At 43.6% G+C, this 25,615-nt stretch carries 20 protein-coding genes and 1 tRNA gene; 13 read left to right on the top strand and 8 right to left on the bottom strand.

Going from position 1 to position 25,615, the window contains the following annotated elements:
* Position 1: 1 nt before the first annotated feature.
* Complete coding sequence (locus DTQ70_RS01325) at positions 2-3,115, top strand: efflux RND transporter permease subunit (RefSeq protein ID WP_122929135.1); 3,114 nt, start codon at positions 2-4, stop codon at positions 3,113-3,115.
* A 209-nt stretch (positions 3,116-3,324) separates the two neighbouring features.
* On the opposite strand, the gene DTQ70_RS01320 is transcribed toward DTQ70_RS01325, so the two are convergent.
* Positions 3,325-4,164 (bottom strand): dienelactone hydrolase family protein, encoded by an 840-nt coding sequence (locus DTQ70_RS01320; protein ID WP_122929134.1) that lies wholly within the window; start codon positions 4,162-4,164, stop codon positions 3,325-3,327.
* A 139-nt stretch (positions 4,165-4,303) separates the two neighbouring features.
* Between DTQ70_RS01320 and DTQ70_RS01315 the strand changes: the two genes are divergently transcribed.
* Genes DTQ70_RS01315 through DTQ70_RS01295 form a run of 5 tightly spaced genes read left to right on the top strand, consistent with a single transcriptional unit; the run spans position 4,304 to position 9,742 of the window.
* Positions 4,304-4,672, top strand: a complete 369-nt coding sequence (locus tag DTQ70_RS01315) for a BlaI/MecI/CopY family transcriptional regulator (RefSeq protein WP_028527249.1) — start codon at positions 4,304-4,306, stop codon at positions 4,670-4,672.
* Positions 4,673-4,718: 46 nt separating this feature from the next.
* Positions 4,719-6,578, top strand: coding sequence for a M56 family metallopeptidase (locus DTQ70_RS01310; RefSeq protein WP_122929133.1), 1,860 nt, complete (start codon positions 4,719-4,721; stop codon positions 6,576-6,578).
* A 4-nt stretch (positions 6,579-6,582) separates the two neighbouring features.
* A complete protein-coding gene (locus DTQ70_RS01305; RefSeq protein ID WP_122929132.1) occupies positions 6,583-7,656 on the top strand; it encodes a hypothetical protein in 1,074 nt (357 codons plus the stop codon).
* Positions 7,653-8,720 carry a hypothetical protein gene (locus tag DTQ70_RS01300; protein WP_122929131.1) on the top strand — a complete coding sequence of 356 codons (1,068 nt, stop codon included), beginning with the start codon at positions 7,653-7,655 and terminating at the stop codon, positions 8,718-8,720. The genes DTQ70_RS01305 and DTQ70_RS01300 overlap by 4 nt, the downstream gene beginning before the upstream one ends.
* On the top strand, positions 8,717-9,742 hold the full coding sequence (locus tag DTQ70_RS01295) for a hypothetical protein (protein ID WP_122929130.1): 1,026 nt from the start codon (positions 8,717-8,719) through the stop codon (positions 9,740-9,742). The genes DTQ70_RS01300 and DTQ70_RS01295 overlap by 4 nt, the downstream gene beginning before the upstream one ends.
* A gap of 92 nt (positions 9,743-9,834) precedes the next feature.
* Here the strand turns inward: DTQ70_RS01295 and DTQ70_RS01290 are convergent, their stop codons facing one another.
* Positions 9,835-10,677: a universal stress protein gene (locus DTQ70_RS01290; RefSeq protein ID WP_164489800.1), complete on the bottom strand. Its 843-nt coding sequence runs from the start codon at positions 10,675-10,677 to the stop codon at positions 9,835-9,837.
* Positions 10,678-10,823: 146 nt separating this feature from the next.
* Here DTQ70_RS01290 and DTQ70_RS01285 point away from each other — a divergent pair, with 146 nt between their 5' ends.
* Complete coding sequence (locus DTQ70_RS01285) at positions 10,824-11,603, top strand: hypothetical protein (RefSeq protein ID WP_122929128.1); 780 nt, start codon at positions 10,824-10,826, stop codon at positions 11,601-11,603.
* A 50-nt stretch (positions 11,604-11,653) separates the two neighbouring features.
* Here the strand turns inward: DTQ70_RS01285 and DTQ70_RS01280 are convergent, their stop codons facing one another.
* Complete coding sequence (locus DTQ70_RS01280) at positions 11,654-13,198, bottom strand: ATP-binding protein (protein ID WP_122929127.1); 1,545 nt, start codon at positions 13,196-13,198, stop codon at positions 11,654-11,656.
* Positions 13,199-13,248: 50 nt separating this feature from the next.
* A complete protein-coding gene (locus tag DTQ70_RS01275) occupies positions 13,249-14,790 on the bottom strand; it encodes an ATP-binding protein (protein WP_122929126.1) in 1,542 nt (513 codons plus the stop codon).
* 103 nt (positions 14,791-14,893) lie between these two features.
* Between DTQ70_RS01275 and DTQ70_RS01270 the strand changes: the two genes are divergently transcribed.
* From DTQ70_RS01270 to DTQ70_RS01260, 3 genes are all read left to right on the top strand, one after another.
* Positions 14,894-16,615 (top strand): histidine kinase dimerization/phosphoacceptor domain -containing protein, encoded by a 1,722-nt coding sequence (locus DTQ70_RS01270; RefSeq protein WP_122929125.1) that lies wholly within the window; start codon positions 14,894-14,896, stop codon positions 16,613-16,615.
* A 79-nt stretch (positions 16,616-16,694) separates the two neighbouring features.
* On the top strand, positions 16,695-17,432 hold the full coding sequence (locus DTQ70_RS01265; RefSeq protein ID WP_122929124.1) for a response regulator: 738 nt from the start codon (positions 16,695-16,697) through the stop codon (positions 17,430-17,432).
* Positions 17,433-17,439: 7 nt separating this feature from the next.
* Positions 17,440-18,021: an O-methyltransferase gene (locus DTQ70_RS01260; protein WP_122929123.1), complete on the top strand. Its 582-nt coding sequence runs from the start codon at positions 17,440-17,442 to the stop codon at positions 18,019-18,021.
* A gap of 20 nt (positions 18,022-18,041) precedes the next feature.
* On the opposite strand, the gene DTQ70_RS01255 is transcribed toward DTQ70_RS01260, so the two are convergent.
* The 3 genes from DTQ70_RS01255 to DTQ70_RS01245 all read right to left on the bottom strand — a co-directional run bounded on the left by DTQ70_RS01255 (position 18,042) and on the right by DTQ70_RS01245 (position 20,249).
* A complete protein-coding gene (locus DTQ70_RS01255; protein WP_122929122.1) occupies positions 18,042-18,611 on the bottom strand; it encodes a Crp/Fnr family transcriptional regulator in 570 nt (189 codons plus the stop codon).
* Positions 18,612-18,682: 71 nt separating this feature from the next.
* A complete protein-coding gene (tig, locus tag DTQ70_RS01250) occupies positions 18,683-20,029 on the bottom strand; it encodes a trigger factor (protein WP_122929121.1) in 1,347 nt (448 codons plus the stop codon).
* 138 nt (positions 20,030-20,167) lie between these two features.
* A tRNA-Leu gene (locus DTQ70_RS01245) sits at positions 20,168-20,249 on the bottom strand.
* A gap of 252 nt (positions 20,250-20,501) precedes the next feature.
* Between DTQ70_RS01245 and DTQ70_RS01240 the strand changes: the two genes are divergently transcribed.
* The 3 genes from DTQ70_RS01240 (at position 20,502) to DTQ70_RS01230 (ending at position 24,769) form a co-directional block, all read left to right on the top strand.
* Positions 20,502-22,760: a bifunctional (p)ppGpp synthetase/guanosine-3',5'-bis(diphosphate) 3'-pyrophosphohydrolase gene (locus DTQ70_RS01240; protein WP_122929120.1), complete on the top strand. Its 2,259-nt coding sequence runs from the start codon at positions 20,502-20,504 to the stop codon at positions 22,758-22,760.
* A 107-nt stretch (positions 22,761-22,867) separates the two neighbouring features.
* Positions 22,868-23,371 carry a Fur family transcriptional regulator gene (locus DTQ70_RS01235; RefSeq protein WP_037302452.1) on the top strand — a complete coding sequence of 168 codons (504 nt, stop codon included), beginning with the start codon at positions 22,868-22,870 and terminating at the stop codon, positions 23,369-23,371.
* 108 nt (positions 23,372-23,479) lie between these two features.
* A complete protein-coding gene (locus DTQ70_RS01230) occupies positions 23,480-24,769 on the top strand; it encodes an adenylosuccinate synthase (RefSeq protein WP_122929119.1) in 1,290 nt (429 codons plus the stop codon).
* 135 nt (positions 24,770-24,904) lie between these two features.
* Here DTQ70_RS01230 and DTQ70_RS01225 read toward each other — a convergent pair whose 3' ends face one another.
* Entirely contained in the window at positions 24,905-25,612 is a 708-nt protein-coding gene (locus DTQ70_RS01225) for an NrtR DNA-binding winged helix domain-containing protein (RefSeq protein ID WP_122929118.1), read from the bottom strand.
* Positions 25,613-25,615: the final 3 nt, after the last annotated feature.

The following is a 25,615-nucleotide window of genomic DNA, read 5'->3' as shown; positions in this document are numbered from 1 at the left end:
CATGAACAAATTCATCAAAAATATCATTGGCTTTTCACTCAAAAACAAGGGCATTGTCTTTTTTGTTACCTTGTTGGTCGTGATTGCGGGGGCGGTAAGTTTTTACAATACCCCCGTCGAAGCCTACCCCGACGTCACCAATACCGAGGTCGTGATTATCTCCCAATGGCCTGGTCGGAGTGCCGAAGAAGTAGAACGTTTCATTTCGATTCCGATTGAAACCGAAATGAACTCCATCAGCCGCCGTACGGCCATTCGTAGCGTCAATTTGTTTGGTTTATCATTTATCAAAATCATTTTTGAGGACGGGGTTGACAACTTCAACGCCCGCATGGAAGCCAGCCAAAAGCTCTCCAACGTGGATCTTCCCGAGGGTGTAAACGCCGAAATTCAACCTCCCGCAGGGCCTACGGGCGAGATTTACCGCTACACGCTTACGTCGCCCACCAAATCGGTGACCGAACTCAAGACGATTCAAGATTGGGTGATTCAGAAAAACATCACAGCCGTACAGGGCGTAGCCGATGTAGTGAGCTTTGGTGGACGTGTGCGTACGTTTGAAGTAAGCGTAAACCCAAATTTACTTACCAAATACAACCTCACCGCGCTCGACGTGTATGGTGCGCTCCAACGCGCCAATGTCAACGTAGGGGGCGACATCATACGAGAAGGACAGCAAGCCTTTGTAGTGCGCGGGATTGGTATCGTAAAAGACGTACCCGACATTGAAAAAATCATCGTCAAAAACATCAACGGTGTTCCCGTTCGGATTTCAAACATCAGTACGGTTCGTGCCTCAAATTTGCCACAGTTGGGCATTGTTGGTCGCGATTTTCACGACGATGTGGTGGAGGGCATCGTACTCATGCGAAAAGGGGAAAACCCTGGCGAAGTGTTGCCCAAACTCAAAGAAAAAGTAGCTTATCTTAACTCGACAGTATTGCCCCAAGACGTTAAAATCAAGGTATTTTACGACCGTACCGAACTCAACAACCACACCATGCACACCGTGGGCGAAAACGTGGCGTTGGGGATTACACTCGTAACGGTGATTCTTTTGATTTTCTTGGCCGATTGGCGTACAACTGTTACGGTGGCGCTTATCATTCCGTTGGCGTTATTGTTTGCCTTTATTTTAATGCGGGTCAAAGGAATGACCGCCAATCTACTTTCTATCGGCGCCATCGACTTTGGTATCATCATCGACGGGGCTGTAGTAATGGTCGAAGGGCTGTTTGTAATGCTGGCACATTGGGCCGAAAAAGAGGGTATGGAGCGTTTCAACAAACGGGCTAAACTCAGCCGAATCCTCAAAACAGCCGTAGAAATGGGAAAATCTATTTTTACGTCTAAGCTCATCATTATCACGGCCTTATTACCTATTTTCTCTTTCCAAAAAGTGGAAGGAAAGCTATTTAGTCCATTGGCATTTACGATTGGCTTTGCCTTGTTGGGTGCGTTGTTGTTGGCCCTTACGTTTGTGCCAGTATTGAGTAGTATTTTGCTGAACAAAAACGTCCGCGAACGTCACAACCCCATCATTACGGGGCTCAACAAAGCCTATGCTCCTTTACTCGATGCTGTTATGAGTCACCCCAAACGGGCCATGGTGGCGGGCGTAACGGCGCTCGGTTTGGCACTTGGCGCGTTCCACTTTGTAGGTTCTGAGTTTTTACCCCAGCTCAACGAAGGCTCGATTTACGTTCGGGCGAGTATGCCCCTCAGTATCAGCCTCGAAGACAGCTATCACTTTACGCGTAAATTCCGTCAAGTGTTTGAGCAGTTCCCTGAAGTAAGAGGTGTCATTAGCCAAACAGGTCGCCCCAACGACGGTACCGACCCCACGGGCTTTTTCAACCAAGAGTTTTTTGTGGACTTATACCCTGCCAACGAATGGAAACGCAACATCACCAAAGACCAGTTGGTAGCCGAAATGCAGGCAAAATTGGCAGGCTTCAAAGGCGTGGACTTCGGATTCTCGCAACCTATTTCGGACAACGTCGCCGAGGCAGTTTCGGGGGTAAAAGGGTCGATAGCAGTAAAAGTGCAAGGAGATGACCTCAATATATTAGACAAAAAGATTACGCAAGTTTTCAATGTCCTCAAAAAAGTACCTGGCGTGGAAGATTTAGGCGTGTTCCGTAACTTGGGACAACCCGAACTTCGCATTACCCTCAACCCTGATAAAATGGCCCAATACGGCATTGATGCCGCCGACGCCAATGCGGTCATCGAAATGGCGATTGGCGGAAAAGCCGTAAGCCAAGTGTATGAAGGTGAACGAAAATTTGATTTACGCCTGCGCTATGATCAGCCGTTCCGTTCGTCGATTGAGCAAATTGGTCAACTCCAAGTACCTACCCTCAACGGCGGAAAAATACCTTTAAAACAAATAGCAAGCATCGAAAACGTCGCTGGGCCTGCCTTTATCTACCGCGAAGACAACGCCCGCTTTATTGCCGTGAAGTTTTCGGTACGAGGCCGTGACTTGGGAAGCACCATTGCCGAAGCCCAAAAGAAAGTAAATGCCGTTGTAAAATTGCCCAAAGGCTACGAAATGAAGTGGAACGGGGAATTTGAAAACCAACAACGCGCCCAAAACCGCTTGGCCTTGGTGGTGCCCATCAGCTTGATTTTGATTTTCTTTATCTTGTTTGTATCCTTTGGCAACGCCCTCGACTCCATTCTGGTGCTCCTCAACGTGCCTTTTGCGCTCATTGGCGGAATTGCGGCGCTGCTTCTGACGGGAGTCAACTTTAGTATTTCGGCGGGGGTTGGGTTTATTGCCCTGTTCGGGATTGCGACCCAAAACGGGGTTATTCTCATCAACAATTACCACAAAAACCTGAAAGCAGGAATGCCGTTGATTGAGGCGATTAAAGACGGCTCGAAGGCAATGCTACGCCCCATTGTGATGACGGCCTTAATGGCTTCGTTGGGTTTGCTACCTGCCGCTATTTCAACAGGCATTGGCTCTGAAACTCAAAAACCGCTGGCGATTGTCGTCATCGGTGGGCTTATCACGGCTACCTTATTATCGCTGCTCATCCTTCCTACGGTCTATGAATGGATTTACAGCAGCCGCGAAAAACGCAAACAATTGTTAAAACAGTAACTTCAATGGTCTAATTGATGACAGAAAACGCTACTCGGGGCTTCCAAGTAGCGTTTCTTTGTATTTATGTAGGTCATTCTTGTTTTGTCATTCCGACGTAATTCTTTGTCATTCCGACGCAAGGAGGAATCCATATCAACAAAAAAGAGCCTACAGCCCCCTCCTTACGTCGGGGTGACAAAAGAGAAGATTTTCTGAAAGTCTGCGTATTAGCTAAACTTCTTCTTCAAATACTCGATCGAGTGCTTGTACGCATCAGCCGTCGCCGTTGCGTCGTGTTTAGGGTTACTTGGGTTCGCAAAACCGTGTACTGCGTCGTACATTTTCACGGTTACTTGCTTGCCCGCTGCCTTCATATTTTGCTCAAACTGCTCTACCATTTCGGGCGAAGGGGCTTTGTCTTGTTTTCCAAAAATACCCAATACGTCCACGTTCAACGTTTTGAGTTTTTCTACATCCTGCTCAGGGCGACCGTAGTACATCACGCAACCTACCGCTTGCTTGCCTTCCAACAACGCCGACTGCAACGACAACATACCGCCGAAGCACCAACCTACACTCGCAATTTTGGCTTTTTTACCAACGTGCGCCAATGCCCCTTGCATGATGGCCGTCAAACGCTCTTTGGGTACCGATTGCATGATTTTGCCCGCTTCTTGCGGAGTTGTACCCACTTGGCCGTCGTACATATCCAAGGCCAACACGTTTACATCACCCAAATCGTTGTAGAACGTCTCGGCTTCGTGCTTGATGTGGTCGTTGAGCCCCCACCATTCTTGATAGACAAAAAGCCATTTGTCTGACTTTTTAGGTGCTTTAATCAAAAAGCCTGACGCCTCTTTTCCATCAGGTGTCGAAAACTTAATGGTTTCCCCTTTGCCCGCATAACGGTAAGTTTCGGGAGCTTCGTGCATGGCCATAAAGTTGGCATCAGCCGCCCACGCTGCCATGTCATGCGAGGTTTGACACAATGGAATAGGTGCCTCTACTGGACGTTGAACAAATGCCTGCATAGCAAACATCGCTCCGACGAGAATCAATTTTTTCATTGGTGAATGAGTTAAACAGTGATATATGTTGGTACACGTATTTTTTAACCAAAATTGCAAAAAATGGTTTAAAAATGCACGTTAAAAAAATCCTACAAAAATAGTTTGCAAACTACAGTTATAGTACTATATTTGTAGTATGGAAAAGCTAACCAACAAAGAAGAAGAAATTATGCACGCGCTTTGGAAAGTAGAACGTGCTTTTGTGAAAGACCTTATGCCGTTTTTCACCAACCCGCCATTGCACTACAATACCGTCTCAACCATCATTCGGAATCTCGAAGAGAAGGGCTACATCGGGCATCGAACCTACGGAAATACCTACGAATATTATCCGCTGGTGTCAAAAGAGTCTTACCAAAACCAATTCGTTATCAGCAAGTTGGTTGACAATTATTTTGACAATTCGTACAAAAACTTGGTTTCGTATTTTGCCCAAAACGACAAAGTCTCCGCCGATGAACTGCGCGAAATCCTCCGCATGATTGAAGGCGGTAGCGATACCTAGCCATTGCCACTCAACCATTTTTTCACCTCTTAACCTCGACTAAACCGTGAATTTCGACCTTCTCTCCTATTTGCTGAAAGCCAGTTTGGTGATGGCAATTTTGACAGGCGCTTACGCTTGGCTCGTCAAACGCGAAACTTTTTTGCAGGTGAATCGATGGTTGCTGTGGATCAACGTGGCCGCGACCTTGATTTTACCCATCGTCCCCGTCCCCGATTGGGAATGGGTACCCGATGCCCCCGCCCAAATTGTCAGCCAAGCCGCTTCTTGGAGCAAGGAAAAAGCGCCAAAGCAGCTCCTTCCAAACGTTCAAAAGTCGCCTCGCGTTGCTGCACCAACGTACAAGGAAGAAAGCCAGTCTAAGGTAGCCAATCCTGTCGCTCCCCCTCAAAAGACATGGACACTCTTTTCTTGGATTGCGTTGGTCTATTGGCTGGGTGTGGGGCTGTTAGGGGCAAAATTTTTGCTACAATTGGCTTCCCTTTGGCGGCTCAAGCAAAAAAGCACGCTTTATGCTACGGATTACAGCGTGGTATTGGTCGAAAACCCAACCCTTACAGCCCCTTTTTCATTTTTTCACTGGATTTTTTACAACCCCCACCAACACACCACCGACGAATGGGAACAGGTGTGGACACACGAGTGCATTCACGCTCAGCAGTACCACAGCCTCGATATGCTCAGTTCGGAGCTGCTAAAGTGTGTTTTTTGGTTCAATCCTTTTGCGTGGTGGCACCAGCGTTTGGTGCAAGAAACCCTCGAATACATCACCGACCGCGCCGTGCTTGACACGGGTGTTGAAAAGAAATCGTATCAATTTCATTTGTTACGAAGTACCCTCAATACCTCTCAACAAACCTTCGCCAACCACTTCAACCAATCTTTACTAAAAAACAGAATAGCCATGATGAACAAACGTAAATCTAACTGGAAAGCCTTCGGTAAGTATGGGCTGTTTATTGCGTCGATTTGGGTATGCGCGGCGTTTACGAAGCCTTATCGGGAGGAGGTTGCCTCCCAAATCATCACAAATTTGCCGCAACTAAGTAGTCTGATGCCTTCTCCCAAAGATGACAAAAAAGGCAAGCCTACCCCAAAAACGGTGGAGGTTGATTTGGGAGAAATCAGGGTGTATCAAAAAACGTCAACAGAACCACCAAAAGATGGGCAAATAGAAAGTGGCCTAAAATTAACCAACAAAAAGTACGTGAAGTACAGTGAGAAGAATGAAATTCAAGTGCTGATAACGTCCAAGACTACGCTCTCCGATATGGTTGAAATCCAACAAGAATTCAAACAACTGGGGAAAGATTTAAAAATCATTCAATGGATTACGGATTCATCAGGGCGTTTCTTGCGTAAACTTTCGGTGGAGGTTACTCCTTTTGCTGGGAAAATGTCCACACTGATTTCACAAGGTACAGACACCACCTTTATGCCCATGAAACCCATTCAGTTGACCGTTCCCGTTTCTAATTTTGGCAACAAGTGGGGATACGGTGATTGTTGTATTGACCCTACCCAACAGGCACTTTCGCGCGAGGAGGACGATATTGCCAAATTTGAAGCGTTGGAAATAAACACAAAGCCTGACGTAATCGCAAGATTCAAACGTGGAGGTGACTATTTCAAACCTACGCATATTTTTCTTCCACAGTCGTTGCATTACGAAGGGTCAATGACTGCTTACCAAGCCTTTACTACTACTAAAAACACCGACCGCATCACTCTTTCCGTCAAAGAGCCTTACCGAAGCGCTCATTTTAGACTCAATGGCAAAAAAGTCAGCATTGAACAAATTGAAAAGTTATCGCCTGAGCGGTTTTTAAGAGCTGAGAAGTACGAAGTTACCGACGCTCTTGGAAAAATAAACGATACGTACTTTGTTGTTTACACCAAACTGTAAATCCATGAAAACCTTCACCTCCCCCGAACATTTTACGTTTACCAACCACTTCAATCAATCGCTACTCAAAAGTCGGATTGCAATGATGAACAAACGTAAATCCAACTGGAAAGCGGTTGGTAAATACGGGCTGTTTATTACGTCGATTTGGGTATGCGCGGCGTTTACGAAGCCGTATCGAGCAAAAGTCGCAGCTCAAATCGTTGAGCAAGTCCCTGAATTGGAAGCAGTTCTAACTCCAAAAACGAAGCATGAAACTATCTTCAATGATTTTATTTTTGAAGCTCCTGTCCGCTCCTCTTTGGACTCGACATCATTTTCAGACATTCAGAACCCCGTTGTTACCAATACCGATACTCAAAAATACATTTCGGCAACAAAATATATCATTTATAAAAATGATGCACTTTATTGGCTAATTACCCCTAAAACAACAATGGAAGATTTGGTGGATATGAAAAAAGAGTTTGTCAAACATAACCAAACTTTTGAAGTATCAGGCTTCCAGTTAGACCCACTTAATTCATTCATTATTTCAGTTGAGGCAAAAGGGAATGGTTGTGGTTATAAATCGTTTATCCCTGACAATTACGACAAACCCGTAAGTTCACATGGAGGCTATGTTTCTTTAACCCAAAAAAGTTGTGGTACTCTTGATAGTCAAAAAATGCCAGATGAATTAAAGGTACTAGCCCAAAAAGACGACCAATTAGCTCAGGTACTACGGCAAAAAAACAGAATCAGCTATTTGGAAATAAAAACAAGCGACAGTTTAGGCCCAGGAGGAAGCACGTCAATCACAAAAGAGACCTTACTAAAATTAGCCAAGCCAACTCCTCAAAATTCCCTTGTAAAACAATCTAATTATCTCAATCTAACAGAAAACGATTTTCTCAGCATTGCCAAACCACGACGTAACGATATTATTTTATTAAATGGTAATCCGTCAACACTTGAGGAGGTAGAAAAAATACACATTAAAGACTTTTACTCGGCCATTTTTAAAGAAACTTGGCAAGAAAATAAACTCTTGAGGCAGCATTATATTTTGATTTTTACCGAACCCCTAAATCCATGAAAACCTTCACCTCTCCCGAACACTTTACGTTTACCAACCACTTCAATCAATCGCTGCTCAAAAGTCGGATTACGATGATGAACAAACGTAAATCTAGCTGGAAAGCCTTTGGTAAGTACGGGCTGTTTATTGCGTCGATTTGGGTATGTGCGGCGTTTACGAAGCCCTATCGGGAGGAGGTTCAAAAGATAATTGTTCAGAAAGTACCTGAGTTGAAGGCCGTTTTAATTCCGCCGCAAGCGCCTCCAAGCGTCCATTTCAATGATTTTAAACTAGCCCCTGCTCCCCTTGCGGTAGCGAAAACGGCTTCAATCACTCTTTCGGACACCTTATTGTCTAAAACGCCTTACGTTGTATTTCAAAACAATCGGCTTTACTGGGTTCTTACGCACAAATGTACGTTGCAGGATTTAGCCAATATTCAAGACGAGTTTCGAAAAATTGGGTGGAGTTTTTCGGTTAACCAAATCAAATTTGACCCAATCAGCCATTTTATCACTGCCATTAATCTGGAAACTATCTGGACCCACAATGATAAAAAAAGCCAATGCCAAAGCAGGATTGATGATGCTAAAAAACCAATTGCGCCCACGGGTGGCTACATAGAAATCGCAAGAAATTTTTGTAGCGCAGGCCGTTCCTACACAGCCGTTTCCTCTCTCGCTGACCTTGCTCAAAAAGACGAAAATGAAGTTTACGATTGGTTTCATGCACACCGTTACGAGCACTTCAAACGTGAATACCAAGAACGCAGAAAAGACCCTGCGAATCATAAAAAAATGAGTTTGTCCGAGTTTAAGGAAAGCGGACTCAGTTATTTATGCCAAACAGGCGCACGTAACCAAATTTACTTTTCGTCCGAAAAACATTTACGCATTGAAAGTTTTTACCGAGACGCTCTTTTTATCATCGACAACCAAACCTCTACCCTCGAAGATGCCGAAAAACTGACAATCAATGACTTATACGCCGTGCATTGTTATGCTTGGCACGACGACGAAAACCCTCCAATCATTAAGCGAACGTTTGCCATTTTCACGAATCAATCACCCATACTGCCATGAAAACCTTCACCTCCCCCGAACACTTTACGTTTACCAACCACTTCAATCAATCGCTGCTCAAAAGTCGGATTTCGATGATGAACCGAGCTTCCACTTGGCGAAGCAGCTGGCGATATGCTTCGTTTGTTGTGGCAATGGGCATTATTTTAATGTGTTTGCAGTCTTACTCTCCCGCCCAACTTACGTCGTTGAGCCCACCAGAGTTTGGAACCCGTTATTTGGTGGCTAAAAAAGGAAAACTGTACGGTGTTATCACTCCTTATGCCACCGATAAAGACCTCGCTGCCATTCAAAAAACACTAAAAAAACACGGCGTTGCTTTTGAACTTCAAGGAGTAGAACGTGACGCGGAAGGACGCATTTCGGACATTAAAAACGTAATTTTGGGTGACTACGGCAGCGAAGCCATGAAAGTTGTCAAGCGAAGAGACAAGACATCAGAAGGATATAAAATGGCCTTTTTTGATTTTTGTTACGACCCAGAAGTGGGTTGCTATCCCGACATTCACCCGTCTGACTACCCCAATTCGCTTTCTCAAGTCCTAGCGCAAGAAGGTTTATTTACCTACAACAGCGCATTTAAGCAATCTCTATTTGACATTTCTTTCAAAGATAAAATCAGAGGGACTCAAACCTATCCCGCCGAATATCGCAAAAAAATGGAAAGAACTTGGTCGGGCAACATGAATCAGTTATTGGAAGCAAGTTTTTTCAAACGACAGGGGACGATGGTGTACGTGCGTCCCGACAAATACTTAGACGTCTATCCAAAATACCACGAAAACATCACCTTATTTGTAGATGGAAAAGAGGTAAGCAAGGAAGAAATTCAGAAAGTACACATCCGTCAAGTGGCTGTGGTGTATGCACACAAACGCCGCGCTCAGGAGCAATTATTGGGCATCTCAAACCGAAAGCATGGGGAAACGGATTACGTTGTTTGGATAGAACGCGCCTCCAATCGCTTGCAGCGCGACTCTAGCCATTATGTCGTTAGTCCATTTTACACAGGCGACTTCTAAAAACAAAGACACCTAGGGTCAAACCGACCCTAGGTGTGCTATAAACAACCCATTCTCGCAAGATTTTTATAGTTTGAGTGCTATTTTCAGCACTATACTTCTAATGTCTCTACAATTTCTAAATGACACACAAGCACGGGAATGTGCGTAGCGAGTACCATTTTTTTCGACACGCTCGGATTAATAATGCCCGATAACCAATCCCGCTTACGGGTAGCCATTACGATCAGATCCGCGTGTTGTTCATCCGCATATTTTTGAAGCCCACCCACGACTGAATCAGCTTCTACGACCTGCAAAGTGTACTTTTTAGTACCCAAAACCGCCGCAATGTCTTGCACAAACTCCTCATCGTTAAACACATCCACTTCAAAAGGTGCTCTTACTTTCACTAAATCAAGCTCCGCTTTAAAGTGTTCGGCAAGATTGAATGCAAATCCAAGCGCATTTTCTTCGGGGCGTTCGAGTTCGGTCGCATACACAATTTTCCGAATCGTACGAATTTCTGTTTGTGGCGGTAAAACCAACACAGGACAACTTGCTTTTCCTGCCACTCCCGCCGCTACACTCCCAATTATTTTATCCATCCACCCCCCTTTTCCTGTTCTCCCCATCACCACTAAAATCGGCTTTTGGGTTTTGATTTCTTCCAAAACCACTTCTGAGGCAGCTCCATAAACGAGTTTACTTTGGCACGCAAAACCATCCGCTCTACAATCGTTCTCCCACTTCAAGAGGGTCTCTTGGTTGAGTTTTTCGGTTTGTTCGGCCAACGCTACGAGCGTTTCAGCAGGCAGGTTGGGATCCACAACGGGCGGATGAAAGGCGTGAACCAATGATATACCTGCGTCGTAACGTTCGGCTATTTCCTGCGCAAACTCCAACGCTCGTTGTGAATTTTCGGAAAAATCTATCGGAACTAATATTGCTCTCATCGTTGTGTGTGGTTGAATTGAACGATGTAAAATTCTCTCTATAAAACTGAAAAATGTATGACAAAAATCAGTTATCTTCCTGATTGACATCAATTAGGACAGTAGATGCCTACTTTTTGCGAATTTTAACCCTAAAAACCACATATATGAAGCATTTTTTTTCTACTAGTACGCTTGTTTATCTTCTTTTCGCAGGCGCAATTTTTGCCCAGAAAAACCCTGCCGCCGCAGGATTTGACCAAGCAGGCTCCGACCCCAAAGCCATTGAACTTGCCGATAAAGCGATGGATGCAATGGGCGGGCGCAAAAATTGGGACAAAACCCGTTTTATTGCCTGGAACTTCTTCGGAAACCGAAAATTGATTTGGGACAAATGGACAGGGAACGTCCGCGTTGACAATGTCAATAATGACCAAACCATTTTATTAAACATCAACGACGGCAAAGGACGGATTTTCAAATACGGACAAGAACAAACCCACGCTGACTCATTGGCGAAGTATTTAAAACAAGGGAAAGGTGCTTGGATTAATGACGGCTACTGGCTTACCATGCCCTTCAAACTCAAAGATTCGGGTGTTACTTTAAAATACCTTGGGGAAGAAAAAACACAAGACGGAGCCGATGCCGATGTGATTCAATTGACGTTCAAAAACGTAGGGAACACGCCTGATAATAAGTACAAGGTTTGGGTCAACAAAGCCAATCATTTGGTGTGGCAATGGGCGTATTATCCCAAATTTGACGCCGAAAAACCTGGCTTCATCCGCCCGTGGACCGATTACAAAAAACACGGAAAAATTTTACTTTCGGGCGAGCGTGGCGACCGCGACCTGACCGATATTATGGTATTTGATCAGCTTCCTGAAAGCATTTTCACGGACTTTAAACGCCCTGATTTAAGTCAATACGCTCAGGCTAAATAACGGCTCATTTTACTCGAATTTAGCGTAGAAAGTTGTGCTTCGTAGCTGGTTTAGTCGTTGATAACCTCTATTAGCCAGCTTTCTACTGATTTCATTTTTGTCGAAAAATTCACGCCCACTGCCACCAATTCTTTCCCCAGTGATTTGTAGGGTGCCAAATATCCTTTTGTCTTTACTTGCTCCAACGCCTCCAAAGAAGTTTTGTCTAACTTAAATTCAAACGCATACACGTAAAGTTGTGTTTGCACCAACGCATCACAACGACCCCGTGAAGTATGAACTTCCGACTGTACATATACGCCCAATAAGGTAAACGTCAAATGGATGAGTGCGTGGTAAAAACGCTCATTCTCATTTTGCCACAAATCATATGGCAACGACGAAAATACTGTATCTATCACTTCCATTGCCTTCGCTAAGTCATTGTTTTGCAAAGCATTCCGAAGGTGTACTACCAAAGGTAACCCCTCACCCAATGAACCTTGGCGATAGCTTTGCAGCAAATATTGCAAAAACGATTGCTTCACTTCTTGGTTAGGATAATCCAACACATAAATCCCATCTTCTTTTGACCGTATCGTCAAATAGCCCGTTTGGAATAAGATAGGATAGACTTCTAACTGTTCAATATCAAAGGTATCTAAACTAATTTCAGAAACCTCTTGCCCTTCAATCTGATAAATTCCTTGCTTACGCAACAGTCCAATTAACCACGTAGGCGTCCCTGTACTGAACCAGTAATTTTGGAAGCTACCATTGTCAGCAAAAAAATTAAGCAACGAAAATGGGTTATAAACACTGGCCTTGCCTCCCCATGAATAGCCGTTATACCAATGCTTGATTTGCTCTAAAAATACCTCCTCCGTAATCCCTCTTTCACTGGCTAAGTCTGAAATTTCTGCCTTAAAATTCAAAACAAGTTCTTCTTGATTGATACCAACCAAATCCGAAAACTGTGGATTGAGGGTAAGGTCTCGCAGGTTATTCAAATCAGAAAACACACTGACTTTCGCAAACTTGCTCACGCCCGTCAACAACACAAACTCCAAATGTTCATCCGAAGGTTTAAGTATCCCATAAAATGACTTTAACAATTGACGATTCTGATGCGCAATGGGCAATTCCTCCAAATAATCTACTATCGGCTTGTCATACTCATCCACCAACACCACCACCTTGCGACCCGTCTTGATATGAAGTTTCTCAATTAACTCCTGAAACATAAAGCCCACCCCTTCACTCTCTAGTACTAACGCGTGGCGGCGCGCTTCGTTGCGCAACGTCGTTATCAGCGATTGTTCCAAACCCACATCACGCAAACTCATTTGGTTAAAATAAATCACAAGTGTAGGGTTCGTCTGGCTAAAATCCCATTTATCCCCAATATACAAGCCTTCAAATAACTCCTTCTTGCCCTCGTACAAGGCCTGCAACGTACTCACCAACAATGATTTTCCAAAGCGACGAGGACGCGATAGAAAGTAAAAACCTGCTTGTTGCGTCAGACGATGAATGGAGACCGTTTTGTCAATATAAACAAACCCTCCCTCACGGAGTTTCTGAAAATTCTGAATTCCTATCGGATATTTTTGCATCGTTTCTCGCTTTCTTTAAACAAAGATAGACAGAAATTTTTATCAGAGAATCAATTCAAAACAGCTACGTCCCAGCTTTCAACCGACTTCGTGGCCGTCGAAAAATTCACGCCCACTGCCACCAATTCTTTCCCCAGTGATTTGTAGGGTGCCAAATATCCTTTTGTCTTTACTTGCTCCAACGCCTCCGATGACGTTTTGTCTAACTTAAATTCAAACGCATACACGTAACGCTGCGTTTGTACCAACGCATCACAACGACCCCGTGAAGTATGAACTTCCGACTGTACATATACGCCCAATAAGGTAAACGTCAAATGGATAAGTGCGTGGTAGAAACGCTCATTCTCATTTTGCCACAAATCATATGGCAACGACGAAAATACTGTATCTATCACTTCCATTGCCTTCGCTAAGTCATTGTTTTGCAAAGCATTCCGAAGGTGTACTACCAAAGGTAACCCCTCACCCAATGAACCTTGGCGATAGCTTTGCAGCAAATATTGCAAAAACGATTGCTTCACTTCTTGGTTAGGATAATCCAACACGTAAATCCCATCTTCCCCCGAACGTATCGTCAAATAGCCCGTTTGGAATAAGATAGGATAGACTTCTAACCGTTCAATATCAAAGGTATCTAAACTAATTTCAGAAACCTCTTGCCCTTCAATCTGATAAATTCCTTGCTTACGCAACAGTCCAATTAACCACGTAGGTGTGCCTGTACTGAACCAGTAATTTTGAAAAGCGCCCCGCTTTGAAAAGAAATTTAATAATGAAAAAGGATTATAAACCCTATCCGTCCCGTTCCAAGAATACCCATTGTACCACGCTTTTACTTTTTCCAGAAACGCTTCTCTAGTAATTTCTTGTTTTGCCGCCAAAACACTAATCTCTTCCTCAAAACTAGCTTCCAATTCAGGTTGGCTAATCCCTACCAAATTAGCGTAATCATCATCTAAACTTATGTCATTAAGATTATTCAAATCCGAAAACACACTGACCTTGGCGAATTTGCTTACACCCGTCAACAACACAAACTCCAAATGCTCGTCCGAAGGTTTGAGTATTCCATAAAATGACTTTAACAATTGACGATTCTGATGCGCAATGGGCAACTCCTCCAAATAATCCACTATCGGCTTGTCGTACTCATCCACCAACACCACCACTTTACGACCCGTCTTGATATGAAGTTTCTCAATTAACTCCTGAAACATAAAGCCCACCCCTTCACTCTCTAGTACTAACTCGTGGCGGCGCGCTTCGTTGCGCAAAGTCGTTATCAGCGATTGTTCCAAACCCACATCACGCAAACTCATTTGGTTAAAATAAATCACAAGCGTGGGATTTGTCTGGCTAAAATCCCATTTATCCCCAATATACAAGCCTTCAAATAACTCCTTCTTGCCCTCGTACAAGGCCTGCAACGTACTCACCAGCAATGATTTCCCAAAGCGACGAGGACGCGATAGAAAGTAATATTTCCCCCTACTCACCAAGCGGTAAATTAACGCTGTTTTATCCACATAGAGATACCCCCCCGTGATAAGCTCTTGAAAATTCTGGATTCCTATCGGATATTTTTGCATCGTCCTTCGCTTTATTAAAACAAAGATAGACCGAAATTTTGTCGTTTAAAATCCACTATTTTTTATTTAGTTTTGGCAACTGCATTCCCACAACATTTGCCTCATGTTAACTTACAACCTGTTTAGTGGCTTCATTTATTGTTGGCTCCTTTTTGGGACAGTTGTCTGCTTCGCACAGTTACCAAGCCAAGCCCTCCCCCTCAACCCTGTTTATCATAGTAAAGCCATTGCCATTGAAAAAGAAGCGCTTCAGAAAAAAGATACTGTTTTGTTGGCCGAAGCCTATTATCAGTACTTTAAAAGTTTTTCAGCGGCTGGAGATTACCAAAATGCCCACGCCTATTTCACCAAATCACTCAGGATTCAAGAGAAGCGAGGGGAAACTTACGAACTAGGCCGTCTTTATTTTTACTTATGTGAAATGGCCGTAAGTACCTTACAATACGAAGATGCACTCAAGCACATCCGAAAATCTCTTGCCATCGCAAAGAAAATTCAATCAGCAGTTGGCTTGATGCGAGCTTACAAATCTTTGGCAGAAATTCACAAACAAAACTGGCAAACACCCCAGTATCCTCGTCGCCCTTCACCAAGGCTCGATAGTGCGCAATTTTATTATCAAAAACTCCTTGATATAGCCCAAAAAAGCAACAATAATGAAGCATTGGCAGAAGTCTATGAAGGACTTGGAAAGTTGTTAATGGATCGTAACTCACCTAAAGCAATTGGCTATTTTGAATCATGTTGCTTTCTTTTTACAAATAAAGTTAAAAGAAGCTCAGGCGTGATTTCAGTCTCCGTCAACCTTTTATCAGCCTATATTCATTTCAAAAAATACAACCAAGCAACAGTATTGGCTCAAAAAATTGAAGACATGATTGATACGGTTTATGTCAACGCGAAAATTCAGGCCAAATTCCAACAGGAGCTTGTCAACCTCTATAAAGCAACTCAAAATTGGAAAAAAGCCCTTGAACATTCCGAAAAACTCAATAAAATTGAATACAAAGAACTGATGGATGACCGACAAGGAGCATTGAGTAAATTGAGTATTGTCTATGAAACTGAGAAAAAAGAAAAACAAATTCAACTCCAACAACAAGAAATCAACAGCCGAATTGAAACCGAAAAAAGCCAACAAATTTCCATTGTACTAGCCCTTGTCTTATTGGCAGTTACGGCTGTGGCGAGTATTATTTTCTACAATTTGTATCGCAAAAATCAACGCATTGGCCTCAAAAACCAAGAACTTGTTCATGAACAGAACCACCGTGTAAAAAACAATTTACAAACCGTCTCAAGCCTTCTCAGTCTTCAGGCAAGACAACTGACCGACCCTACCGCCATTCAGGCCATTACTAATAGCCAACTTCGTATTCAGTCGATGGTCATTTTACACCGAAGGCTCTACGATACTGAGCAGCTCGCCCACGTTTTTTTACCCGCTTTCATCAAAGAAATCACCGAGGCAGTTCACAAAACTTTTGGCTACGCACACATTATTCCTAAACTCACCATTGAAAATATATACTTACACGCTGACAAAGCCATACCACTTGGTTTAATTCTCAATGAACTAATTACGAACTGCTGCAAATATGCCTACCCAACCCAATCAGACCCGTTGTTACTAATTGAATGTAAACGACTTAACGATGAAATACACCTCATCGTTTCTGACAATGGACTCAATTCACATTGTTCAGAAAACGTCAAAAAAACATTTGGTATGAAACTCGTCAGAGCCCAAATCGAACAACTTTATGCCCAGTTTCAAATAGATACATCCAAAGGGTATCAGTTTAGTATGAATTTTAAAGGTTAATTTCTTAGTTTACGGTCAGTAGCTTTACCTTTTTTTCTTTTAGATTTGCCAAGTTAAAACCCAAACCTATCCACTCGTTATGCAGCCGTTAAGGATTCTCGTTGTTGAAGACCAAACAATTACGGCATTGGACATCAAAGAAACACTGGAAGACGTAGGCCACATTGTCGTGGATACGCCTCGCAACTATGAGTCCGCCATCGCATCAGTCAAAAAATACTTGCCTGATTTAGCCATTATCGACATTAAACTTACCAATTCGGCAGCGGATGGTATCATTACAGCCGAAAAAATCCGTTCTATCCATCCCATCCCGTTTATTTTCCTCACCGCTAATTCTGAAAAAGCGACCTTCGACCGTGCCAAAGAGACGCTTCCATCGGCCTACTTGTTAAAGCCATTTGACCCCGACGAGCTAAGAATGCAGATTGAAATTGTTTGGCTGAATCATAAAAACAATCAACCCAATTACGCTCCAACGGGACTGTTTTTTTCGGTAATAAACAAAGGTTATCAAAAAATCAACCCTCACGAAGTAGTTGTCATTGAGGCCGATGGAGCCTATGTAAATGTTTTTCTAGTGGAGCAGCAAAAGCCTTTTGAGATTAGCATGAACCTTAACAGAATCTCGTCCCATTTTGCTTCTCCCAATTTTTTTAGGCTCTCTCGTTCCTACTTAATTAACCTCGATTATGTAGAGCGAATCGTCGAAAACACGCTTTTTTTACGAGGCTTCCATCAAAGTATTCCTATCCCAAACACCAGTAAAGCCGAATTAGTCCAAAAATTAACAATCGTCAAAACCAATCAAAACTAATCATACGTTGACCAACTTACCCATCCCCCAAAAACCCGCCATTTTAGACGCCATTGACGCCGATGCGGCAGCCATCAGTTTTGGACAACCTTCCGATGACCTTACGGGGGCATTTCTTCGTACGCTTATTGCCAGTAAACCCGCAGGCAAATTTCTGGAACTAGGTACAGGGGCTGGCCGCGCCACGGGTTGGATGCTCGAAGGTATGACCTCTGACGCACACCTTATTTCGGTAGAGTCTGACGAAGCCCTCATTGCCATTGCCCAAAAACACCTCGGCGCCGACCCTAGGCTCCAGCTCATTCATAGTTTGGGTGAAGAGGTGATTGTAAAACTTCCTCACGGACAGTTTGACCTCATTTTTGCCGATACGTGGCCTGGGAAATACAACCATTTGGAAGAAACACTGGCATTGGTCAAGGAAGGTGGTTTTTATATCATTGACGACATGTTGCCCCAGCCCAACTGGCCCGAAGGCCACGATAAAAAAGCAGCGAATCTCATCCAAACCCTCGAAAATGACCCACGTTTTCAGCTGGTAAAAATGACGTGGGCTTCGGGAATGATTGTGCTCGTGAAGAAGGCATAAATCAATTCTAAAACCCAATTTTACCATTTCTTTGCCCTCAAGCGGCTCAGGGTTTCGGAGGTAATTCCCAAATACGAAGCAATGTACTTGAGCGGTATTCGCTTGCTAATATCTGGAAACGACGTAATCAGCTGACGGTATCGCTCGTCGGCTGTTTTTTTTCGCAAACTTTGGGTGCGCTGTTCGCTCAACACATAATAACGTTCTGTCAGCAGCCTTCCGACTTGGTTAAATCCTGGATGTTGGAGGTACAACTGGTGAAGTCGCTGGTAAGAAATAGACCACAAAACACAGTCTTCGAGCGTCTCAATCAGTTCTTCGGAGGGGTGTTGGGTATAAAAACTGACAATAGAAATGACAAAATCGCCCTCTTTCATAAACCACGAGTTTACCTCCGTTCCTTCTTTTAGATAATACCCTCTTAGGCAACCTTTTTCAACAAAGTACATCTTTTTGGCCACTTGCCCCTCTTGCAAAATCACCGTTTTTTTAGGAATTTCTTCCCTGACAACCGCCTCTTGAAGCGCCGCTTCAAAATCGGGGGTAACAGTTGGCCAAAAATGTTTAATAAGTGCGGTTAGTGATTCCATGACGATGAGTGAAAACAAAAGAAGCCGCCATTGTGTGGCGACCTCCTAATCTAAGCAATAAATGTATGTGATTAGCTCAACGCGTTCACAATTTCTTTGAACTGCTCTACGTCAATTGTTTTTGCCTCAACTGCCACTTGGCCGCTCAAGTACTCAAACACTTTGTCGTCAAACACCAAGTTGAACATCTTTGAGTAGTTGTTCTCTTTTTCAGTCGTTAGGTAGTTCATCGCAATTTTGCGGATGGTTTCTTCCATCTGGTCTCCCATTGAATCACCGTAGATACCAAATTGCTCACGAACCATGTCCTCAGCGCGCGCAATCACTTCTGATTGTTCTACTTTGATTTCGGTTTGCTCGGCCAATTTGTTCTTAATCAACGACAACTTCAACGATTTTGTGAACTGAGGATAGTCAGCGTCGATTTGCTCAAGTGTAAATTTACCTTCGTTCAACTGGAACAACCAATCTTTCAAAAACGCTTCTGGAAGGTCGATTTGGATGTTGTCCAACAACAATTGGTCGATGTCACGGCGCAACAATGAATCTGCTTCACGTGCATAATTACGTTGGATGATTTCGGCCACTTGCGAGCGGAACGATTCTTCGTCTTCGGCTTTACCTACGCCCAACACCTTATCAAAAAACTCTTGATTGATTTCTGAAGGCGCTTGGCGCGTGATGTCTTCTACTACAAAAGAAAATTCACCCGCAAACTCAGCGATTTCTTCTTCTTTTTTACCCGTCAAGAGCGCAATCGCTTTGTCGTCCACAAACGTATCACGAATATCAAATGTTACTTCGCTTCCTTTGGTCAAACCAACGAATTTCGCTTGTGCTTCTTCTTTGATTTGTTTTGAAGGAATCGCCGTTTTAGTAGAGAATTCACCACCGACTTGCTTCAATTCACCATAAAGCATATCACCTGCTTCTGACGTTTCAGGGTTGATTTGGCTTGTGAACTGCGTACGAAGGTTTTCGATGGTATCATTAAGTTCCTTTTCTCCTGCCTCAATCGTATAAGAAGAAACCGCAGGCAATGCACCAATATTTACCTCAAAATCAGAGGCTAAACCTAATTCGTAGCTAAATTCAAATTCCGTTTGTTTGTCCCAATTTACCGCATCAGTTTTTTCGCGGTTAATTTGCGGGTCGCCCACTACGGCAAGTTTATTGTCACGGATATAGTTACTTACGGTTTCAGAAAGCAAGTTATTCACTTCGTCGATAACAATGCTTTTACCGTACATTCTTTGGATTACAGTAGCAGGTACTTTTCCAGGACGGAAACCTTTCAAAGCTACGCGCTTGCTATAATCTTTGATTGTTTTATCTACTTTTGGTTGATAATCCTCTTTCGCTAATTTGATGGTTAGCGTGGCATTGGTGGGTGTGCTTTTTTCTAACAGAACCTCCATGATATATGTTTAAATTTCTGAATTGGGGATTTTGAAAATATGCTATAAAAAAAATGAGTGAATTAGGTTAGCGAAAAAGTGGGTAAGAAATCACTAAATCACTAAGTCACTAAATCACTCATTTATGAAACCAGATAGTGCGGGCGGAGGGACTCGAACCCCCATGCCTTGCGGCGCCAGATCCTAAGTCTGGTATGTCTACCAATTTCACCACGCCCGCAGCGTGTGTGTTTGGGGATGCAAAACTACCTTTTGTAAATACAATATGCAAGCTTTTTTTTATTTTTTTTATCTTTCTTAAAATTGAAAACTTACATCAACCCTCCCTTATCAACTATTTATCAACAACTTACGCCAGCAAAAAACTCAAAAAAAAATTTCAACAACCATAAAAAACTTGTTAAAAACACAACGATTTATTACCTTAGTCGTATTGAGTACAACAAATTTCGGATGACCGAACACCAATAACATGCCCATCGAAGTAGAAATTGATTTGGAATTGGAGCGCTTAGAAATTCTCAAAAGGTATCGAAAACTATTACGCGCCGCCAAACCCTTCTTAAAAGACGGCGATGCCAAACTGATTAAGAAAGCATTCAACTTATCAGTAGAAGCACATAAAGACATGCGCCGCAAGTCGGGGGAGCCGTATATCTACCACCCCATTGCCGTTGCCCAGATATGCGTAGAGGAAATCGGCCTCGGTACTACCTCTATTATATGTGCGTTGCTTCACGATGTAGTAGAAGACACAGACTACACCCTCAAAGACATCGAACATCAATTTGGCCCTAAGGTTGCCCAAATCATCGACGGCCTAACCAAAATTTCGGGACAGTTTGAGTTTGGCACGTCGCAACAAGCCGAAAACTTCCGCAAGATGCTCCTTACGCTCTCGGATGACATTCGGGTTATTATGATTAAGCTCGCCGATCGCCTCCACAACATGCGCACCCTCGACAGCATGGCGCGTGACAAGCAGCTAAAAATTGCGTCTGAGACTATCTTTATCTATGCCCCACTCGCCCACCGTTTGGGATTGCACTCGATAAAAACCGACCTTGAAGACCTCTACCTCAAATATACCGAGCCCGAAAGTTACGAGGAAATCAAGAACAAACTGCGTGCTACCAAAACTGCTCGCGATAGGTTTATTAATAAGTTTATCGAACCTATCGATATCGACCTCAAAGAACAAGGCTACGACTTTGTCATTAAAGGACGCCCCAAGTCGATTTATTCGATTTGGAACAAAATGAGGAAACAAAAAAAGCCATTTGAAGAAATCTACGATTTGTTTGCCGTACGGATTATTATGAATTCGGTGGACATTAAGGCGGAAAAATCGGATTGCTGGCACGCTTACTCCATCGTTACTGACCACTACACGCCCAACATCGACCGCCTCAAGGATTGGTTGGCCACCCCCCGTGCCAATGGCTACGAGTCGTTGCACATCACGGTTATGTACCGCCCCGAGGGAGCCGACAAAGGTCAGTGGGTGGAAGTGCAAGTTCGTTCAAAACGAATGGACGAAATTGCCGAAAAGGGCGTAGCCGCGCACTGGAAATACAAAGGTAACGATACCCGCACGGGGCAAGGAATCGACCAGTGGATTAACCAAGTCCGCGAAATGCTCGAAGCAACCAAAGACAGCAAATCGGCAGCCTTGGAGTTTTTGGATGATTTCCGCAGCAACTTGTTTGCCGAGGAAGTATTTGTCTTTACCCCAAAAGGGGAGCTTCGGGTACTACAACGCGGCGCTACAGCCCTAGACTTTGCCTTCGACATTCACTCGGAAGTGGGAGCTCGCTGCATCGCAGCCAAAGTTAATAATACGTTGGTACCCATTAGTCAGCCACTAAACAACGGCGACCAAGTGGAAATCATCACCGCCAAACGTCAAAAACCAAGCGAAGACTGGTTAAAGTTTGTCGTTACCTCCAAAGCAAAAGCTCGTATTAAAGAACTGATCAAGGAGGAAAACAAACAATACATCAGCGACGGCCGTAGTATTATTGAGAAAAAGTGTAAAATCTTACACCTTGACGTTACCCTTGAGCTTATCAATCAGCTGAGGGCGTATTTTAACTGTAAAACCCCCAGCGACCTGTATTACCGTTTTGGAAAAGCCTATATTCAACCTGACGAAATCAAGAAATTTAAACAGGAAAAAGAGGCAAAACAGAATATACAAGCCAAAATCAATACCGACGACCTCCAAGACGGCAAGCAGTTTACCAAAGAGCTCAAAAAAATGCACGGCGAGCGTACCGACGCCGACGCGCTGCTCATTGGCGAAGACATGGACAAGATTGACTACATCTTGGCCCAATGCTGCAACCCTATTCCTGGCGATGACGTATTTGGGTTTGTGACGGTCAACGAAGGCATCAAAATTCACCGAACTACCTGCCCCAATGCGCCCGAACTTTTGTCGAACCACGGCAACCGCGTTATTAAAGCAAAATGGACGTCACAACAAAAAATTGCTTTTTTGGCAGGACTCCGCATCGACGGCACCGACCGCGTGGGATTGGTCAACGATTTGACTCGGATTATTTCCAATGAGCTCCACATTAATATTCGTTCTATTTCGGTAGAAACCGAAGAGGGGCTCTTTGAAGGACTCATCAAACTGTATGTCTATGACACTCGGCACTTAGAACAACTCATCCACAAAATCGAAAAAGTAGATGGTGTATTTAAAGTAGCGCGGTTTGATTGAAAATTAGTACTTTTGCCACTCTAATTTGAAAATTTGCAAATGCACCCAATTTGAAGATTAAGGGCCATTTTCAAATTTTCAAATTTTCAAATTTTCTTATTGTAATCATGCCACAGGCCAAGCACGAAAACTTAGAAGCTGCGAAGCGCATTCTGACTGCCTACTTAGAGCGCAAAGGGCTTCGCAAAACCCCTGAGCGATTTGCGATATTGGAAGAAATATACACCCGCGAAGACCACTTCGACGTGGATGAGCTCTATATTTCGATGAAAAACAAAAAGTATCGGGTAAGCAGGGCAACTGTTTATAATACATTGGATGTACTCGTTGACTGTGATTTGGTAACGAAACACCAGTTTGGCAAAAATCTGGCCCAATACGAAAAAGCTTACGGTTCTCGCCAACACGATCACCTTATTTGTATGGATTGCCACCAAGTAATGGAGTTTTGTGACCCTCGTGTCCAAAATATTCAAAACATGGTGGGCGAACTTCTTAAATTTAACGTACTTCATCACTCGTTAATTTTTTATGGTAATTGCCAACGGGCAAACTGTGAAAATAAAACCAAGGCCATCGCCGAACGGCCCAAAAGAATAGAAGTTGAATAGTGCGGAGAGGGGGCTACTTGCCCAACATGCACCGTGCCCTACCCCAACCCTATGGGCATGTATCACATCCAATAAAATCCCCTTCAGGGTTAGGGGTTATAATTTCTAATGAAAGTTGATGTATTACTCGGCCTCCAATGGGGCGACGAAGGAAAAGGGAAAATAGTGGACGTTTTGGCGCCACAATACCAAGTGGTGGCACGCTTCCAAGGTGGGCCTAACGCGGGGCATACACTCGAATTTGACGGTTTTAAGCACGTTTTGCACCAAATTCCGTCGGGAATTTTCCGTCCTGAAATCAAAAACGTTATCGGAAACGGACTTGTACTTGACCCCATCGTCCTCAAAAAAGAAATTGATGGCTTGGCTAAGTTCAATCTCCCACTTGATAAAAATTTGTTTATCTCCAAAAAAGCGGCGGTTATTGTTCCAACCCACCGCTTGCTTGATGCTGCCTACGAACAATCAAAAGGTGCTGCCAAAATTGGTTCTACATTGCGCGGTATTGGCCCTACTTACCAAGATAAAGTAGCGCGGATGGGGTTGCGGATGGGTGACATTCTTTCGCCAAATTTCAAAGAGAAGTACAACCACCTAGTAGATCAGCACAAGGTCATCCTCAAGTTTTACAACTATGAGTTTGAAACCTCACTTGCTGAAGCTGAACAAGCGTTCTTTGAAGCAATCGAATTCCTCAAACAATTCCAGTTTGTGGACAGCGAATACGTAGTAAATGAATCACTCGAAGCAGGCCAAACGGTATTGGCAGAAGGTGCACAAGGTTCATTGTTGGACATTGACTTTGGCTCGTATCCTTTTGTAACCAGTTCTACCACCACCGCTGCGGGGGCTTGTACTGGCTTGGGGGTTGCACCAAAGCACATCGGCGAGGTATTTGGGATTTTTAAAGCTTACTGCACACGCGTAGGAAGCGGTCCGTTCCCTACCGAATTGTTGGATGAAGTCGGGGAGCGTATTCGTCAAGAAGGACGTGAGTTTGGTTCAACCACGGGGCGTCCGCGTCGTTGTGGATGGATTGACCTTCCTGCCCTCAAATACGCCATTATGATTAATGGTGTCACACAGTTGGTCATGATGAAAGTCGATGTTTTGAATATTTTTGAAGAAATTCAAATTTGTACGCACTACCAATTGCCCGACGGTACCACTACCGACCAGCTTCCTTACGACCTTTGCGACGACGAAGTAACGCCTGTTTACAAAACGTTGAAGGGTTGGGCTACATCATTAGAAAACCTTCATTCATACAACGAGATTCCAGCAGAACTTGCTGCTTATATTGAGTTCTTAGAAGCCGAATTGAAACTTCCAATTAGCTTTATCTCAACTGGCCCTGACCGCGAAGCCATCATTCACCGCGAAGCACAGACAGCTTAAATCAGCAGTTAGAAGTCTGTTGATAGCAGTTAGCCAATAGGTAATCATAAAAATGCCGTCGCCCAAAAGCGACGGCATTTTTATTGGTGTTCCTTTAACCCTACGTCACGTATTATTGATAATATCTATGTACCTCTAAAACTCAGGATTTGAAACAAAATTCAGGAACGAATTGCTGTACGTTTTATACTTTTCTTCATTGACTTGGTACAGGTATGCTCCTTTTTTAGAAGACTTTTGCTTTTCCTTTAACTTCACCAACAAATGCGTTGAAAGAATTTTACGGCTAAAATTCCGCTTATCAAAGGTTGTTTGAAAGATGGCTTCGTACAGTTTTTGAAGCTGAGGAATCGTAAATTTTTCGGGAAGTAATTCAAAACCTAATGGGTGCAAGGCAGCTTTATAACGCAGTTTTTGAATGGCCAAATCAATCATTTGACGATGATCAAACAAGATGGCCTCGGGCATTTCGCTGACTGGAAACCACTGCGCATGATGCACTTCCGAAACACTCGAATCATAATGTTCGACGTTAATCAGCGCAAAATACGCTACCGAAACTGTCCGTGCGATGGGGTCACGATGAATATCCCCAAAAGTGTATAGCTGTTCGAGATAGACCTCCTTCAATCCCGTAAGCTCGTACAAAATACGTTCGGCTGACTGTTCAAGGTTTTCATTCCCATCCAGCCACCCTCCCATCAGCGACCAAGTGTCGATGGTAGAATCAGGGCCACGTTTTACCAGAAGGATATTTAGCTGGTTGCCATCAAACCCAAAAATAATGGAGTCAAGCGCAACAAGGTATTTAGTTTGTTTACTGTAGGATGCTATATCGAGCATAGA

It is taken from the genome of Runella sp. SP2, assembly GCF_003711225.1.
Classification (GTDB): domain Bacteria; phylum Bacteroidota; class Bacteroidia; order Cytophagales; family Spirosomataceae; genus Runella.
Note: the sequence above shows the minus strand (reverse complement) of the source record. Positions and strands in the feature narration are given on the sequence as shown.

Excerpts from the sequence above, each read along its gene's own strand:
- tig (WP_122929121.1), bottom strand. The coding sequence starts at position 20,029 with ATGGAGGTTCTGTTAGAAAAAAGCACACCCACCAATGCCACGCTAACC.
- DTQ70_RS01300 (WP_122929131.1), top strand. The coding sequence starts at position 7,653 with ATGAAAACCTTCACCTCTCCCGAACACTTTACGTTTACCAACCACTTC.
- DTQ70_RS01325 (WP_122929135.1), top strand. The coding sequence starts at position 2 with ATGAACAAATTCATCAAAAATATCATTGGCTTTTCACTCAAAAACAAG.
- DTQ70_RS01290 (WP_164489800.1), bottom strand. The coding sequence starts at position 10,677 with ATGAGAGCAATATTAGTTCCGATAGATTTTTCCGAAAATTCACAACGA.
- DTQ70_RS01295 (WP_122929130.1), top strand. The coding sequence starts at position 8,717 with ATGAAAACCTTCACCTCCCCCGAACACTTTACGTTTACCAACCACTTC.
- DTQ70_RS01305 (WP_122929132.1), top strand. The coding sequence starts at position 6,583 with ATGAAAACCTTCACCTCCCCCGAACATTTTACGTTTACCAACCACTTC.
- DTQ70_RS01235 (WP_037302452.1), top strand. The coding sequence starts at position 22,868 with ATGCCACAGGCCAAGCACGAAAACTTAGAAGCTGCGAAGCGCATTCTG.
- DTQ70_RS01285 (WP_122929128.1), top strand. The coding sequence starts at position 10,824 with ATGAAGCATTTTTTTTCTACTAGTACGCTTGTTTATCTTCTTTTCGCA.
- DTQ70_RS01225 (WP_122929118.1), bottom strand. The coding sequence starts at position 25,612 with ATGCTCGATATAGCATCCTACAGTAAACAAACTAAATACCTTGTTGCG.
- DTQ70_RS01270 (WP_122929125.1), top strand. The coding sequence starts at position 14,894 with ATGTTAACTTACAACCTGTTTAGTGGCTTCATTTATTGTTGGCTCCTT.
- DTQ70_RS01320 (WP_122929134.1), bottom strand. The coding sequence starts at position 4,164 with ATGAAAAAATTGATTCTCGTCGGAGCGATGTTTGCTATGCAGGCATTT.
- DTQ70_RS01280 (WP_122929127.1), bottom strand. The coding sequence starts at position 13,198 with ATGCAAAAATATCCGATAGGAATTCAGAATTTTCAGAAACTCCGTGAG.
- DTQ70_RS01315 (WP_028527249.1), top strand. The coding sequence starts at position 4,304 with ATGGAAAAGCTAACCAACAAAGAAGAAGAAATTATGCACGCGCTTTGG.
- DTQ70_RS01255 (WP_122929122.1), bottom strand. The coding sequence starts at position 18,611 with ATGGAATCACTAACCGCACTTATTAAACATTTTTGGCCAACTGTTACC.
- DTQ70_RS01275 (WP_122929126.1), bottom strand. The coding sequence starts at position 14,790 with ATGCAAAAATATCCGATAGGAATCCAGAATTTTCAAGAGCTTATCACG.
- DTQ70_RS01230 (WP_122929119.1), top strand. The coding sequence starts at position 23,480 with ATGAAAGTTGATGTATTACTCGGCCTCCAATGGGGCGACGAAGGAAAA.
- DTQ70_RS01240 (WP_122929120.1), top strand. The coding sequence starts at position 20,502 with ATGCCCATCGAAGTAGAAATTGATTTGGAATTGGAGCGCTTAGAAATT.
- DTQ70_RS01265 (WP_122929124.1), top strand. The coding sequence starts at position 16,695 with ATGCAGCCGTTAAGGATTCTCGTTGTTGAAGACCAAACAATTACGGCA.